General features: G+C 46.8%; 12 protein-coding genes. 3 read left to right on the top strand and 9 right to left on the bottom strand.

Annotation, left to right across the window (positions count from 1 at the left end; genetic code table 11):
• Positions 1–61: 61 nt before the first annotated feature.
• Positions 62–1,492: a cyclic nucleotide-binding domain-containing protein gene (locus JSU04_14265; GenBank protein ID MBS1971470.1), complete on the top strand. Its 1,431-nt coding sequence runs from the start codon at positions 62–64 to the stop codon at positions 1,490–1,492.
• A 51-nt stretch (positions 1,493–1,543) separates the two neighbouring features.
• Here the strand turns inward: JSU04_14265 and lspA are convergent, their stop codons facing one another.
• From lspA to JSU04_14220, 9 genes are all read right to left on the bottom strand, one after another.
• Positions 1,544–2,056, bottom strand: coding sequence for a signal peptidase II (gene lspA / locus JSU04_14260; protein ID MBS1971469.1), 513 nt, complete (start codon positions 2,054–2,056; stop codon positions 1,544–1,546).
• Positions 2,056–4,836 (bottom strand): isoleucine--tRNA ligase, encoded by a 2,781-nt coding sequence (ileS, locus tag JSU04_14255; protein ID MBS1971468.1) that lies wholly within the window; start codon positions 4,834–4,836, stop codon positions 2,056–2,058. The genes lspA and ileS overlap by 1 nt, the downstream gene beginning before the upstream one ends.
• Before the next feature lie 102 nt (positions 4,837–4,938).
• On the bottom strand, positions 4,939–5,469 hold the full coding sequence (locus JSU04_14250; protein MBS1971467.1) for a hypothetical protein: 531 nt from the start codon (positions 5,467–5,469) through the stop codon (positions 4,939–4,941).
• 205 nt (positions 5,470–5,674) lie between these two features.
• A complete protein-coding gene (locus JSU04_14245; GenBank protein MBS1971466.1) occupies positions 5,675–6,787 on the bottom strand; it encodes a hypothetical protein in 1,113 nt (370 codons plus the stop codon).
• 171 nt (positions 6,788–6,958) lie between these two features.
• Entirely contained in the window at positions 6,959–8,491 is a 1,533-nt protein-coding gene (locus JSU04_14240) for a sigma-54-dependent Fis family transcriptional regulator (protein ID MBS1971465.1), read from the bottom strand.
• Entirely contained in the window at positions 8,484–10,361 is a 1,878-nt protein-coding gene (locus JSU04_14235; GenBank protein ID MBS1971464.1) for a CHASE2 domain-containing protein, read from the bottom strand. The genes JSU04_14240 and JSU04_14235 overlap by 8 nt, the downstream gene beginning before the upstream one ends.
• Before the next feature lie 18 nt (positions 10,362–10,379).
• Positions 10,380–10,547, bottom strand: a complete 168-nt coding sequence (locus tag JSU04_14230; protein ID MBS1971463.1) for a hypothetical protein — start codon at positions 10,545–10,547, stop codon at positions 10,380–10,382.
• 31 nt (positions 10,548–10,578) lie between these two features.
• Entirely contained in the window at positions 10,579–11,886 is a 1,308-nt protein-coding gene (locus JSU04_14225) for a radical SAM protein (GenBank protein MBS1971462.1), read from the bottom strand.
• Between the two features lie 233 nt (positions 11,887–12,119).
• A complete protein-coding gene (locus JSU04_14220) occupies positions 12,120–13,829 on the bottom strand; it encodes an ABC transporter ATP-binding protein/permease (protein MBS1971461.1) in 1,710 nt (569 codons plus the stop codon).
• 75 nt (positions 13,830–13,904) lie between these two features.
• On the opposite strand from JSU04_14220, the gene JSU04_14215 reads away from it, so the two are divergent.
• The gene (locus JSU04_14215) at positions 13,905–15,152 is read left to right on the top strand and encodes a hypothetical protein (GenBank protein ID MBS1971460.1); all 1,248 of its coding nucleotides are present in this window, start codon (positions 13,905–13,907) and stop codon (positions 15,150–15,152) included.
• A complete protein-coding gene (locus JSU04_14210; protein MBS1971459.1) occupies positions 15,152–15,436 on the top strand; it encodes a 2Fe-2S iron-sulfur cluster binding domain-containing protein in 285 nt (94 codons plus the stop codon). Before JSU04_14215 ends, JSU04_14210 begins: the two co-directional genes overlap by 1 nt.
• Positions 15,437–15,460 lie beyond the last annotated feature (24 nt).

Genomic DNA, 15,460 nt, shown 5'->3' with positions numbered 1-15,460 from the left:
ATTCCAAAATTATTCAAGTGCAAACTAGTCAACCCAGAAATCAAAATTCATAATGATTTCTATGAGATTACATCCCGCGGAAGTTGCGCGAGAAATTAAACAGTTCGCTTTCTTCAAAAGCTTCAGTGAAGATTTGCTTTTGCAAGTATCTACCATGATGACTGGCAAATCTTTTAAAAAGGGCGAATTTATTCTCCGTCAGGGCCAACCGAATCAATCTCTTTATTTCCTCCGCTCGGGCAAAGTTGAAATCATTCTATCAGGCGAAGTCGTCGCAGAACTAGGCCAGGTCGGCGAAGTTATTGGTGAAATGAGCGTTATCAGCGAAAATCCGGCGACGACATCTGTTCGTGCGGCGGACGATGTGGAGTGCTTCACCGTTCAAGCCTCAGACTTTGACCACGTCCACCCTAAAGACAAAGATCATTTTGATGCTCTTCTTTATCGCCTTTACTCCTCGATTCTCGTTGAGCGTCTGATGAAGACCAACGAAAAAGCGCGCTTGTTTGAGATCGCAAACCGCGAACTTCAACGTGTGCAGGCAGATCTTCAAGAGGTCGGCGATAAGCACGTCCTTCTTGTTGAGTCCGATAAAAAACAGCAAGTCGTGGCTCGTATGGCCGTGGGTGGAACCGGCGTCCGTTTGGATATCGCGAATAATAAGGAAGAAGCTCAGAACTTCGTTAAAGAGCGCAAATACGATGCGATTCTTTGCGAAGAGACTTTCTTGGATATTCTCGTTCAAGCCCATAAGGATAAAGTAAGCCCTCACCTGGTATTACTGACGAATCCAAATGTGACTGAAAATATCGAGACGATGAAGGGTCTTCCTTTCGTCGACAATATCATGTCCCGTGATCCTGAAGACCGCAGCTTTACGGTTCGCAGTCTTTTGACGACTCTGACGAAAGTTCTTAATAAGAACATCTTCGGTATTGAAAAGTATCTTTCTTGGGGAGCCGACGTTCAGTTGAAGTGCGTAAAAGCCAGCAAAGAACGTGAAGGACTCAAAGACGACATGGTCGCTCATTTCAAACAAAGTGGTATCCGTTCGTCTATTTTGGATCGAGTCTATCTCGTTGCCGAAGAAATGTTGATGAACGCAATCTACGATGCGCCAACAGACGGCAAGGGTCAGGCCCTCTTCAATCACTTGCCACGCAAAACAGAAGTGAATCTCGTCAAAGGCCAAGAGTCGAATCTCCGCTACGCATTTGATGGCACAATGATCGCCGTATCAGTTGAAGACCCGTTCGGCGCTCTCACAAAAGAAATCATCATCAGCTACTTAGAGAGCTGCTACCAAGGCAAAGCGGGATCCCTCAACGCCAACAAAGGTGGAGCCGGCCGCGGCCTCCACCAAATTATCGAGAATTCAGACCTCACAATTTTCAACGTCAAAAAAGGCGTCAAAACCGAAGTGATCAGTCTTTTCAATATCGAAACGGGCCGTAAAGAGCATAAGCCCTCTTTCCATTACTTCTTCGTTTAAAAAGATTTCTCACCAATTCAGTCGGCGAAAGATATAAAAAAAGCGAAGGTTTTAGGCCTTCGCTGCGCTCTCTTGAGCTTTTTTCTGCCGCGTCTCCATGAGCATCATGAAGAGCAGTAATCCCACACCGCAGACAATCGCGCTGTCGGCGATATTGAATGCCGGCCAGCTGTATTTGTTGTTCAAGTGGAAATCCAAGAAGTCGATGACATAACGGAAACGCAAGCGGTCCACATAGTTACCGATCGCACCACCAAAGATCGCAGACAATGCGACGATCTGTTTGGTATCGTTGTCTTTCACTCCGCGCATGATCATCAAGATGATGACCAATGCAATCGGCGGCATCGCCAAGAAGAAAGCTTCGCGGAAGGTCGGGTGACTTTCAGCTAAAAAGCCGAAAGCCGCGCCGAAATTACGCACGTAAGTTAGGTTAAAGAAGTTCGGGATCACCACGAGAGATTCACCCAAGTGAAACTGTGTATGGATATACATTTTCACGAGCTGATCAGCAGCTACAAGGAGTCCGGTAATAACAGCCAGGTACAAATACTTCTTCTTCATCATGTTAGTGCCTCAACACATTTCGGACAAACACCCAAGGTCGCCGGAGCCTGACTGATATCAGGCGAGTAAGTCCAGCAACGCACACATTTTTCGCCAGGAGCCTTCTCAGCCAAAACTTCGTAAGAACCCATGACAACTTCTACTTTAGAGACAATCAGGAACTCACGCAAATCCTTAAAGCTCTTCAAGTCTTTTAAAAGATCGCCTTCAGCCTTGATCGTGACAGAAGCTTCGAGGCTGGCCCCGATAACTTTCTGGGCGCGAAGGTTTTCAAGAACCTTCTGCACATCGCCACGAACTTTCAGCAAGCCCGTAAACTTTTGGTTTAGCGAAGGATTGTTCCATTCCATCGGAGCTTCAGGGAAGTCCAACAAGAAAACACTCTCTGCTTTATTCCCTTTAACGTAGCCATAAACTTCTTCAGATAGGAACGACAAGATCGGAGCCATCATGCGCACAAGATAGTCTGTGATCAAGAAAAGCACCGTCTGAGAACCGCGGCGAGGAAGGCCATCGGCTTTCCAAGTGTATAAGCGGTCTTTCAACACGTCCAAGTACGTTGCGGACAAGTCCACCGTAAAGAAGTTATTGAGCAAGTGATAAACTTTGTAGAACTCGTAAGAGTCATACGCTTGAGTCACTTTCTCCGTCAGTTCATAAAGCTCATGCAAGGCCCATTGGTCGATCGCCGTGAGTTTTTCATACGGAACCATGTCTTTTGAAGGATCAAAGTCATTCACCGCACCCAACAGGAATCTCATCGTGTTGCGGATACGACGGTAAGTCTCAGTCACGCGATCGAGTTCTTCTTTGCCGCAGCTGACGTCTTTACCGTAATCTTCATAGGCAGTCCAAAGACGGATGATCTCAGCACCAGACTTCGCCGACACTTCGTTCGGATCGATTTGATTGCCCAAAGACTTACTTTGCTTACGGCCTTGGGGATCCACCACGAAACCGTGAGTTAAGAGCGCCTTATAAGGAGCTTGTCCGTTCGTCGCCATTGAAGACAGCATCGAAGTATTGAACCAGCCACGATGCTGGTCACTGCCTTCAAGATAGATATCCGCTGGGAAACCCATACCAGGGCGGCGCTTTTGAACAGCGGCGTGGCAGATACCAGAGTCGAACCAAACGTCCAAGATGTCGCGGCCATGACGGAAACCTTCAGAGCCGAACTTAGGATCTTTCTTCGCTTGTTCAGAATTTTTCCAAGTAGTACCCACGATTTCATCCGCAGGAACGCGATAGTAAGCCTCGATACCACCTTGTGTTTCGATGATATCAGCGACTTTCATCATCACATCGTAATTCGCATACGGTTCACCCGTTGCTTTACAGTTGAGGATCGGGATTGGCACACCCCAGATACGTTGACGGCTCACGCACCAGTCAGGACGGTTTTCCATCATGGCTTGGAAGCGAGCACGGCCCCATTCAGGGATGAACTGAATTTTTTCGATCTCTTTCATGGTTTTCTTGCGGATTTGCGAAGATTCCAAATCCAAGCCCATAAACCATTGCGGAGTTGTTCTGTAAATTAAGGGCGTCTTCGTTCTCCAGCAGTGAGGATAGCTATGCTCGATCTCTTTCATCGCGATCAAGTGGCCCGAGTTGCGCAACTTCTCAACGATCAAAGGATTTGCTTTAAAGATGTTCATGCCCTGGAATTCAGGCACTTCATCTGTGTAAGCACCGGCATCGTTCACCGGATTCAAAACACCGAGTTTGTAACGAGCACCGACGTTAAAGTCATCCACGCCGTGTCCTGGAGCCGTATGAACCGCGCCAGTACCAGCATCCGCAGTGACGTGCTCACCCAAGATGATCAATGAATCGCGATCGATGAACGGATGACGAGCTTTACCGAATTCAAGATCTTTACCTTTAACGATCTTGCCTTCAGTCAAAGTTACGCCCGTATCCTTCTCGAAGAATTCTTTGAGCGGTTTTGCGATCACAAAGTTTTCAGAGCCAGCATCGAAAACGCTGTACTCAAATTCAGGATGCAAAGAGATCCCCAAGTTCGCCGGAAGCGTCCAAGGAGTCGTCGTCCAGATCACCATGCTTGTTGGTTTGCTCGGGTTGCCAAGTTTTTCCAATGTCGCTTTGTCAGTGATGTTGAACTTGACGTAGATCGAAGGACTCTTGTGGTTGTGATATTCCACTTCGGCTTCCGCCAAAGCAGTTTTCAAAGTCCAGTTCCAGTAAACCGGTTTTTCGCCGCGATAGATATCACCTTTTTGAAAGGCGCGAGCAAACTCACGAACCTCTTCAGCTTCGTAGTCAGAAGACATTGTCAGATATGGATTTTCCCAATCAGCCAAGATCCCCAAGCGACGGAATTGCACGCGTTGATGATCCACCCAGTGTTGAGCTTCCGCACGACAAAGAGCCATGATCTCTTGATCAGTTTTTGTGACTTTCTTCGCAGACAAGTCTTTTAAAACTTTGTGCTCGATTGGCAAACCATGACAGTCCCAACCTGGAATGAAAACAGTCGGGAAGCCCTTCATGTTTTTGTATTTAACGATGATGTCTTTCAAATTCTTATTGAGCGCATGACCCAAGTGAATTGAACCGTTGGCATAAGGAGGACCATCCGGAAACACAAAAGGTTTTTTGCCGGCGTTTTTCGTCGACATCTTTTGATAGATTTTCTTATCGTCCCACTGTTTCAGAATTTCTGGTTCTTTCGTGGGAAGGTTTCCCTTCATAGGAAAATCTGTTTGTGGTAATCGCACTGTGGATTTGTAATCAGGAAGTGTGCTAGACACCAGGGCCTCCTCAAATTGAAGCCGCTAGTATATTCGAAAAATGCCAAATATTTAAGCCATTTAACTGGAGTTTTGCGATTAGAAGCAGGCGGTCAAAAGCTCTCAGGAGTATAGGCTTTTAGCTTTGTGATAACCCAAAGAGACCAAAAGGCGGATGACTTCGAGGTCTGAGCTCAAATTTAATTGCTCGCGAACCTCTGCGATCATGGAGCGGCTCTTCGCATCCATCTGTCCGGCAAGATCCATAGACATGTGATTATTCTGGATATTTACCTGTTTAGCCTGTTGTACAACAACTTGCGGTGCTGCCTGAGGAGGCGGTTGATGCATCGGCTGAACCATTTGTGGAGCCGCTTGTGGCAAAGGTTGAGCAAAGACGGCTCCCGCTGGCTTGCCGCCATCAAGTTCGCCCATCATACCTGCTAAACTTTTAAGCTCTTTTTTGAAATTTTGGATGCTTGGAGTATCCAGAGCTTCGTCCCCGTTGCGTTGAGCCTTCAGAAACAAGCTCACCAAGATATCAGGAGTCGTTGCGAGCTCCTTGATAGCGTCACTCTGATGCACGAGCCACATGTAGGCTTTTGTCAGCGTGTCTTTGGTGTATGCCTGAGGCGGTAGGGGATTCATTGTCATGAGGGACAGAAAGATATTGTTCTTGCGATACTCAGTCAATTATCGAGTCCGGCAATGACCGCGAAATTTAGGAAATATATTTTTATACACAACGCGATAACTGCCGGTATTTTTCTTGATAAAAACACACCAACAAAAAAGCCGGAGATTTTGCTCCGGCTTATTAGAAAAACATTGATTTTTTCCTTGCTAGGCAAGGCTTCCACTATTTCAAGAAGTCGCCGTACAAACGTGCACCCAAAACAATTTCCATACGAGTTTGATCGTCATCAGTACGAGTTGCCGTTGCAAATGGTTTAGATGTGATGCTGTTTATAGCCAAGTGGTAACGAACGTTTTCAGGAGTTGGTTTGTACTCAAGAATTGCACCGTAACCCATGAATTTATTAGTCCCGTTTGTTGCCAAAGTCTCTGTTTTTTCTTCAGAAGTGAAGACTTCTAAACGTGGGATCCAGCTTTCCATTTTGTAGCCAAATTTCGCGATAGCAGAATAAACGGAATCTTTGTTGCCAGAAGCGCCATCTTTATAAGTTGTCGTATTGTACTCGAGACTGCCTACCCAAGTAGCATCTTCGTATTTAACACCTGCAGAGATGAACTGATGATTGTCATCTTTGTTGCCATTTTGTGGATTCACAGTGTGATAGCTCAAAAGACCAGTCAGAGTCTTATCAATGAAGCCACCTTTCCAGATCAAACCAGTCATGCCACGATTTTGATTAAATGCTGTGCCTTCCAAAGAGTCAGAGATATTATTCACAGCCAAGATGTAAAGATGTTGATCGCCAAAACTCAAATCACCTTTTGCACCAGACATATAGAGAAGATTTCTTGTGCCACTTTCGTTGATACCATAGTTCTTTCCATCCAAAGTCGTCACTGCTGAGTGTCCGTATGACGGAGAAACCATGTATAAGTCCGCGCCGGAAGTTGCTCCCTCGAAACCACCGATCTCTGTGTTAAACTTACCGACAGTTAAAGCAAACATATCGCTCATTTTGTCAGTGATATTCGCGTACTCAACCGAGCTGTTTAAGCCGTCACGACGTGAATTTGATGGTGCACCAGAAGTTGTGCTCACGGTATCCACTGCCGGCTTATAGAAGCCCCAGCGAAGATCGTAGCTGAAGCGATCATTCACATTGCCTTTGAAATACAAACGACCCGTTTTCAGATAGAAGCGAGTGTAATCAGGAAGACCGGCCTTATCGTTGTAATCGATACTTTGCCAGTCACCGCGGAAGTCGTAGCCTAGAGAATTCGCGTGCGCGCTTGCAGACACAAGAAGCACACCCAATAGTGTCCATAGAGTTTTCATAATAGCCATCCTTGTTGTTATGGTTTTTGACCACTTAACGGTACATAGAAACTATGTGAAGGGCTAATGAATATTTAGTTAATGGTTTGTCAGACGTTGAATACTTTTTGGGCATAAAAAAACCCGATCGTTCCCGACCGGGTTTTAAAAGTCCCAGTATTGGACCCTCAATTAGTTAGAGTAGTCCTTTGCAATAATCCCGTATTTCTCGATCTTGCGGAGCAAGGTCTTTTTCGGAATGTTAGCATGCAAAGCCGTTTGATTGATGCGGCCTTTGAAGGTCTTCAGAGCCTTAATGATGAATTCTTTCTCGAAAGCTTCCTTTTGAGCATTGAAGTCAAGACTGCCACCTGAAATAGACACAGTTGCAACTTCGCCTTCTTCGCTGTCGAGCTCGAGGTCTTCGCCATCAACAACGCCTAAATCTTCATCATCACCGAGGTCCGCAGACACGGAAACCCCTGGTTTTATGTCAACAGTCGTCGTTTGTGACAATGCATCGATCAAGTTAACGCCCGCTGCGGCCAAAACGGCCTCAGGGAGTGACGCCAACGTGATAACGTTGTTCGTCTCAAGAACAAAAGCATGCTCGATCACATTTTCCAACTCACGGATGTTCCCCGGCCATTGGTATTTTTTGAGCGCTGACAAAGCGTCTGGAGCAACTCCAGAGATGCGTTTGCCATGGGCCGCATTGAACTTCTTGATGAAGATGTTGATCAAGTTTTCGATATCGTCTTTGCGATCTGCCAAAGCAGGCAAGAATATAGGTACAACGTTCAAGCGATAGAACAAGTCTTCGCGGAAGGTGCCGGCTTTGATCATGTCTTCCAAAGGACGGTTGGTCGCCGCCACGATTCTTACGTTCGTAGAAATCTCACGGTTAGAACCTACAGGAGTGAACATCTTCTCTTGAAGCACGCGCAAGATCTTAACTTGCATCATGAGTGGCATATCGCCGACTTCATCCAAGAATAATGTTCCGCCTTCAGCAAACTGGAATTTACCAATTTTGCGCTGATCAGCGCCAGTGAAAGAACCTTTTTCGTGACCGAAGAGTTCAGACTCAAATAAGTTCTCAGGGATTGCAGAACAGTTGATGGCTACGAACTTTTCGTCTTTACGAGCAGAGTTGTAGTGAATTGCTTTAGCAACGAGCTCTTTACCAGAACCAGAAGCACCGCGAATCAAAACAGGGGTATCAACCTTCGCCAAACGATGGATGATGTTGAATACCTTTTGCATTTGCTGTGTATTGCCGATGATTTTACGGCCTGCTTCAACCAACACAGGCGCAGACGCCGCGATGTTTGAAATCATAGTGTGAGCAGAAACCGCTTTATCCACGAGAGCCAAAAGCTCATCGCCGGAAACAGGCTTTGAAAGATAGTTGTAAGCACCATCTTTAACCGCTTGAACCGCGTGGTCCAAAGTTGCATGCGCCGTGATCATCAATACGATGATACCTGGATCGTGTTCTTTGATCAGTCTGAGAGCTTCCAGACCGTTAACACGTGGCATATCGACATCAAGAATAACAACATCGAATTTCTTCGCGCCTGAGTTCTCAGGTGCTTTTACTTTTTCGATGGCATTCAAGCCGTCAAAAGCTTCTTCAACTTCGAAACGATTCGAAGAAGTGAGCGCTGTTTTTACTGAGAGTCTTAACCCCTGATCGTCATCGACCACCAAAACTCTAAGCATGTGACCTCCCCTGTTCCAGAGGCAGTTCTACAGTAAAAGTACTTCCTTTTCCATAGGTACTTTCAACAAAGAGTCTGCCTTGGTGCAATTCTGTAAAATATTTAGCAAGATACAAACCGAGTCCCGATCCCTTAATCGGAGAACTTTTCGCATTCTTGCTCCTAAAAAACTTCATAAAAATATTGTTCACTTCGTCCTCTGGAATTCCAGGTCCGCTGTCTTGGACGCGAACGATCACTTTGCCGTTGATCTCTTCGCTGTGAACATGCACCTGAGATTCCTCAGGGCTGTACTTAATCGCGTTCTCAATCAGATTTGAGAACACTTGCTTCATGAGCTCTGGATCCACCTGGATCGGGAACAGTGGCTCGGATTCAAACTTGATTGGAATACGTTTTACCTTAGCCAAGAACTCATGCTTATGGATGACGTCTTTCAGCAATGAATTAACGTCCCGACTTTGCATGTGAAGCTCAACACCTTGGCTTTCGATCTTCCCGTAGTTCAAAATCGCGTTGATGAACTTCAAAAGATCATCGCCAGAATGACGGATCGTATCCACGGCTTCGCGTTGCTGAGTGCTCAAGGGCTGTTGGTCCTTGAGAATTACATCGGTCATGCCTTGAATGCGGGCAATCGGCGTTTTCAAATCATGCGACATCATCGAAATGAAATTGCCCTTTAATTCCTCAACTTGAGAAAGCAATTTGTTCTTCTGGAAGTATTCCCAGCTACGGCGATTCTCGATGATCAAACGGTAGGGGATAAAGAAGTAATAGCATAAGAAAATTGCAAGGAATGGATGCGCCATTTTTACCCAATAACCCGCAGGCCAGAAGGCAATCGCACTGAATACGAGCAAAACACCGCCGGTCGCCGCCAGAATCGTAAGACTTCGGATTGGCTTCATCGTGAAGAGCACGTAAACGGTGATGATCGAAGTCAGCATCGTGACAAGCACGTTCAACCAAGGAGTCGCCTGAATCGGCGCTTTATTTTGAATCAAAGTATCAAGCATGTTGGCGTGAAGTTCGACGAGGGTCATAGCCTTCGCGTCCTTCGAGAAAGGCGTCTTCACGTAGTCACGCACGGAGCCGCCGTGATCGTTACCGATCAGAACGATTTTATTTTTAAAGTGGCCCGGCTCAAAACGTTTATCCATGACGTCTTCAAAGGTCGTCATAGGATATGTGCCGGCTTTGCGGTAATTGATATACACCTGTTCAGAGTCAAAGAACTCAAACAAGCCACGGATATTTTTCTTCTCAGACATCTCCGGATTTACGAGGCTTGCGATGAACGGATGAATCATCTGACGATCCTGATAAGTAATCATCATACGACGAGTCACTTTATCCTGCGCAAGCACGTCGCCGTCACTTGTGCGGGGGCCAGGGAAGAGCTCGATCGTATCGAGAGGTTCCGGCAAGCGGAGTTTTCCTTCTTCGCCTTTCATCTCGAGATCCTGGCTGACCATGTACAGGTTGTTGAGCTTCAATGCCTCAACGGCGAAGGCTTTCTTATCTTCCGCACTGCCTTCAAGCTCACCGAGGTTTTGAATGTAAAGAACCGCCAGAGGCTCTTCACGCTCGAGGTTCTTAAGGAGTTCCAATTGCTCCTTCGCAGTAGGAATCCCTTTGAGGGTTTCTACAGTCCGCGATGTGGTCAAAATCATTTCGATCTGACCCGAAGGAGCTGGCTCCGGCAACAAGCGAATGCGCATGTCGTAGAGCATGGATTCCCAAGAATCGAGTTTGAGCTGACTGATGAAAATCCCCATCGCGCAAGCCAAAACAAGGCGCAAGACGGAATACAGGATTCCACCTTTGAAAGGGCCTTTTGTTTTAGTCAGCGAAGGAGGGAGAGCCATCGTTAGTCAGTCCTCGAACTAGTTGTTTGGTACCAAAATATCGCCACCAACTGGAGGGCACGGATTGCCGCCGTTACCAGCACCGAAATGTGAAGGCTGAGATGTTTGTGGCTTCAGCTTCTTAATGTGTTTTTTCTCTAATTTTTCCATCATCTTTTCCTTTAGTAGAGTTAGGAATTTCATCATTGTTGCTCCGTCATGTCCTAGTGGTTGTGGTTCAAGCAGCGCTTCGACACCTTTCGTAGTAGATCAGTGCCAGCGCCACCATAAATCTTGTTCTTTCGCAAAATTGCGTATCTTTAACGTTCTTAGATCCTGAGCCATGCTTATGGGCGAACATGCAGCCGCCGCCGCACAGGAATCGCGCCCAGCAGTTTTCACACTTGTTCTGCTCGAGGATGGGCTTTTGGTACGCTTCCAAAGCCTTTTCGTTTAACTCCGTTCCTTGGCCAACTTGTTCTTTCTTTTCGTTCACATCCCAAGGGCATGTGTAAATCTGATTGCGGGCATCGATCATCAAGAAAGACTTGCCGGCACCGCAATAGTTCTCGGTACGGCGTTGTTGATCCAAAGACTGAAAATGTTGTTCAAACGCGCGGATCTTTCTGAGAGCCACTTCTCCGCCTTTTGCATAGGCCAAAGCTGCAACTTGAGTCATTTGTTTCATGTACTCTTGAGTCGCGCGCGGGTTGTTGTCAGAAACCGAGAATGAGAAATCGTAGCTGTCCACGTTGAACTGAGAATAGAACTCGTAAGCTTTCACGAGCTCCATATTGTGGCTGTCGAAAACTCCGTGGATCATCACGTGGCTGAATTCAGATTTGCGTGCGAGGACTTTTTCAAGGCCTTTCACGATCATTGCCGTTGATGAAGTTCCGTTCTTTGTCGGACGCATGCGATCGTTGATTTCTGCAGGGCCATCCAAGCTGATGGTTACTGTTGCTTTCATGCGCGCGAGTAGATCGACATTCTTATCTGTTAACAGCGTGCCGTTCGTGATGATCGTGTAGTTCACAGTGCGCTCAGGTGCGATCTCAGCAATGTACTTTGCGATCATCTCGAGGCCTTCAGCGTAAAGTAAAGGCTCACCACCGAGGAAGCTCACGTTGAAACTTAGGCCCGCAGGCAGGCGATCGAGGAAGAATTTAATCTGCGGCAAAGTTTTTTCGATAGAGATTTTGGCGATGCTATCGCCGAAAGTTCCATCGCCACCGGCTGCGCAGTATGAGCAGTGGAGGTTGCAGATTTGAGTCACGTTGATTGTCAGGAAACGGATGTTGTTGCTGATCTTGCTGGTTTTAACCTCAGCGTTTTCTTCTTGGTTCCAAGTTTTGAGCTCAGCGATGGCTTCGCACTCTTTGAGGACGGCTTCAGAAGGAGTCGAATTCAGCAAGGTTGTCGGGCTCATGTTCACCCAAGCGTCTTCGGAAATTTGTGCGACTTCCATATTGCGCGAATGGAACGCCAGAAGAGTGCCCTCTTCTGATTTCAGCGCTAGAATGTCTTTGTAGCGTCGCAGTTCCATGAATCTTCCCCATAGTGGCTATCTGGTGACCTTATGTCACCATCCACTTCCAAGGGTGAAAATGTGCAATTCAAGGGCCAGTTTTCCTTTTGCCACCACAGATGAAAACCAAGTAAAAACAGAAACTTAGCAATATGCCATAAAGGTCCCAACAAAACCCCTCATAGGGCCACAATGTAACTATTACCGGATTGTCGAAAAGGTACCAGGTCGCTTTTCCGGGTCACGGCGCATTAAGAGAGGCTTAAGGACTCGTTATGGAATGCTGTCAGCGGGCCCGTTTCGTGGTTGAAACTGATAAGAATCATTTGCGGGAAAGCCGCAACCAGAGCGTGATAGATCTCGGCTTCGGTGTCTTTTTCAAGGGCCGAAGTGGCTTCATCTAAAAATAAAACCTGCGGCTTTTGCAAGAAGGCGCGCGAGAGAGCCAGGCGTTGCTGTTCGCCCGAAGAAAGGCGCTGTGACCAGTTGTCTTCTTCATCGAGGTGCTGAATCAGCGAATTTAGTTTCGTGCTGGCAAGAGCTGAGACCATGTCTTGATTACTGAAGGCTTCCGCCTCAAGAGGATAGGCAAGAGCCGCACGCAGAGTTCCGATCGGTAGATACGCTTTTTGTGTCAGCACGAGGCGATGGCTGTGACGAGGCAAACGAATCTGTCCATCAATGAAAGGCCAGATGCCATTCAGCGTCCGAAGCAAAGTGGTTTTGCCTTTTCCAGACGGCGCAGTGATTAGCAAACGCGTTCCCGGAGCGAGCTTCAAGTTCATACCTGTCAGCAAAGTCTGCTGTTGAGGAGTCAGAACGCGAAGGTCTTCGGTCGTAAGATCCGCACCATCGGTCGCATGGAATTTTCCACTCAGGCCTTTTTCGCGAAGCTCGCGATTTTCTTCGAGCAAGCTTAAGAATCCGCCCAAACGCAGAGCGACCGAATGCAGTCGCGCGATCTTCGCATACATATCCACAAACACAGAGACCGACCCTTGAACTTGGCCAAAGGCGCTGCTGATTTGGAAAAGCTGGCCGAGAGTGATCTCTTTGGTGAACACTTTTGGTGATGCAACCACAAACGGAAAGATATAAGCCAACTGACCGTAAATATTCGTCGTTAGAATCAGTTTCTTCTGGCGAGAGATGAGCGCTTTGAAATTACCCACGACTTGGAAGAACTTCGTCGAAAGCTTTTGCTGTTCGGCTTTTTCACCGTTGAGTAAAGCCACATTCTCGCTGTTTTCACGCAGACGCACTAAGAAGTAACGGAAGTCGGCTTCGAGTTTCTGCTGCATGAAGTTCAGTGTCGAGAGCGGATTTCCGATTTTGTGAACGATGAAAGTACCGATCGCCGCGTAAAACAAGCAAACCCAAACAAGGTAACGATAAAGCTCGATATCATAACCAAAGGCCGTGAATTTGAAGGAGCTTGAAAGACCCCACAGAATGCCGATAAACGACACAAAAGTTATGAACTCGCGGAGGACCTTTTCGGAAATCTCAAGACTCAGATCGGTGAGTTCGTGAATATCTTCGGAAAGACGCTGATCCGGATTGTCGTGTTGATGTCCGTTGAACTGCCAGTAGTAAAAATTCTTTTCACTCAGCCAGCGGTGCAAGCTCTTTTCGGTGATCCATTTGCGCCAGCCGATTGCGAGACTTTGCAGGACATAAAACTTGTAGGCCATGATCACGGAGTAAAACAGCGCAATAAAGAAAAAACGCCACAGCTGGCTGACAAATTCGGCTTTATCAAGATTCTGAAGAGCATCGTAGAACGCCTGGTTCCAGCGATTCAGCAAAACTAAGGCGTAAACCATACCCATGATGAGCACGAGAGTGAGTGCTAAAAGTCCACGAGCGCGCCATCGATCTTCCGAACGTGTCCAATAAGGCAGCACGAGTTCTTTTAGAACAGTGCGGATCGGAGATGTTTTTGCAGTTTGAGAGTTCATTGAGAACCTTCTGGTGGACTTTTGTCGTCAATAATCATTTAATTTTGCAGTACTAGCTAGTGGAGACGCAAGGGAATGTCATTAAAATACTTCAACGGTTTGTTGCTCTTATTGTTGGCTCAGCCAGCGATGGCCGCCTTTTCAAATTATAACTCCATTTTGATCGGCGATCAGGCTGCGGGAATGGGTGGAGCTTACACCGCAATGAATAGCGATGCGTCGGCCTTGGCTTACTATAACCCCGCGGGGTTGGCCTTCTTGCAAGGGCATTCGTTTTCAGCCGCAGTAGGTATCTACAAAAAATTTGATACAACCTTTGGCAAAGAAGAGGACTTCACAAAAGCACCTCTGCGAATCAATCAGGGCTTTTTTCGTGCGATTCCTTCTTCCACCGGCAGCGTGATTCGCCGGGATGGCTATACGATCGCATTTTCTATCGTGGTACCTGACTTTGATAGTTATAAAGGCGACTTGCGCGCCAGCACTGAAAATACCACCACGTTGTCTTATGTCGATGAGTCCTTGTGGGTTGGGGCCGCAGTGGCAAAGCCAATCTCAGAAACGGAGTCCTTGGGTCTAACGATGTACTACACGGCGCGAAGCTACACGCGTTCTCTGAATGACAGCAGTTTTCCAACCGCCAGCGAAGCGGTGTTATTCAGCTCTGAGAAGACCTTGGTTGAAAACGCCATTGTTGCGATTCTGGGTTATCACTGGAAACTTTCGGATAAATGGTCTTTCGGGACGAGCTTACGCACACCGAATTTGACAGTTAAAGGCAGCGGTTCTTATTTTTCCTCGAAGGTTGATACCAATCCTTATGCGGTCACTACGGTGAATCGCCCGGATGAAAAAACCAATGTGAATATTCCCGGCAAACTTTCTATTGGTGTGGCTTATCATGAAAGCGAAGACTTAAACGTGTCTGCCGATGCGAGTCTTTATCAAGCCATGGAATACAACGATTTTAACGATCCGACGATTGCAACTCATTGGAAGCATCGGGCGATTTGGAACGTCTCTGCGGGAGTCGAGAAGCGAGTGATGCCTTGGTTGAAAGTACGTATGGGCGCGTTTACGAACTTTTCATCACATCCCAATCCGGATACGGCAATCTCGGGTGCTCAGCCGGATAAAGTGGATCAACTTGGTTTCAGTGCGAACTTGGCATTCACCTCCGGAGACAAAATCGATTATACTTTTGGTGGTTACTACACCGGTGGGCGTGGTAAATCGATTCAACAAATCAATCAAACAACAGAGGAGGTGGTCGTTACTCAGCACGTGTTTACAATGCTCGTGGGTACGGCCTTTTCATTCTAATGTCTGATGTAAAAGTAGTTTTCACAATCAACGGTCAAGAGCATGAAACCACAATGACAGAGTACCAATCTGTTCTTGAGGCGGCGTTGAGACTTCAAATAAATCCGCCATATTCTTGTTTGGAAGGAATTTGTGGAACGTGCTCCGCATTTCTTGAACAAGGAGAGGTCGATTCGATCGAAGGCCGAGTGAACGAACAATCGAAGGATCGAACATTTAAAACATGTATGGCTCAACCTAAGTCCAAGTTTTTGAGAGTGAATTACGACAAGGCAAATACCTGAGTAGAGTCTTGTCGACGGTCAACA

This window comes from Bdellovibrionales bacterium, assembly GCA_018266295.1.
GTDB lineage: Bacteria > Bdellovibrionota > Bdellovibrionia > Bdellovibrionales > Bdellovibrionaceae > JACMRP01.
The sequence above is the reverse complement of the archived record's forward strand: the minus strand, read 5'-3'. Positions and strand labels throughout refer to the sequence as shown.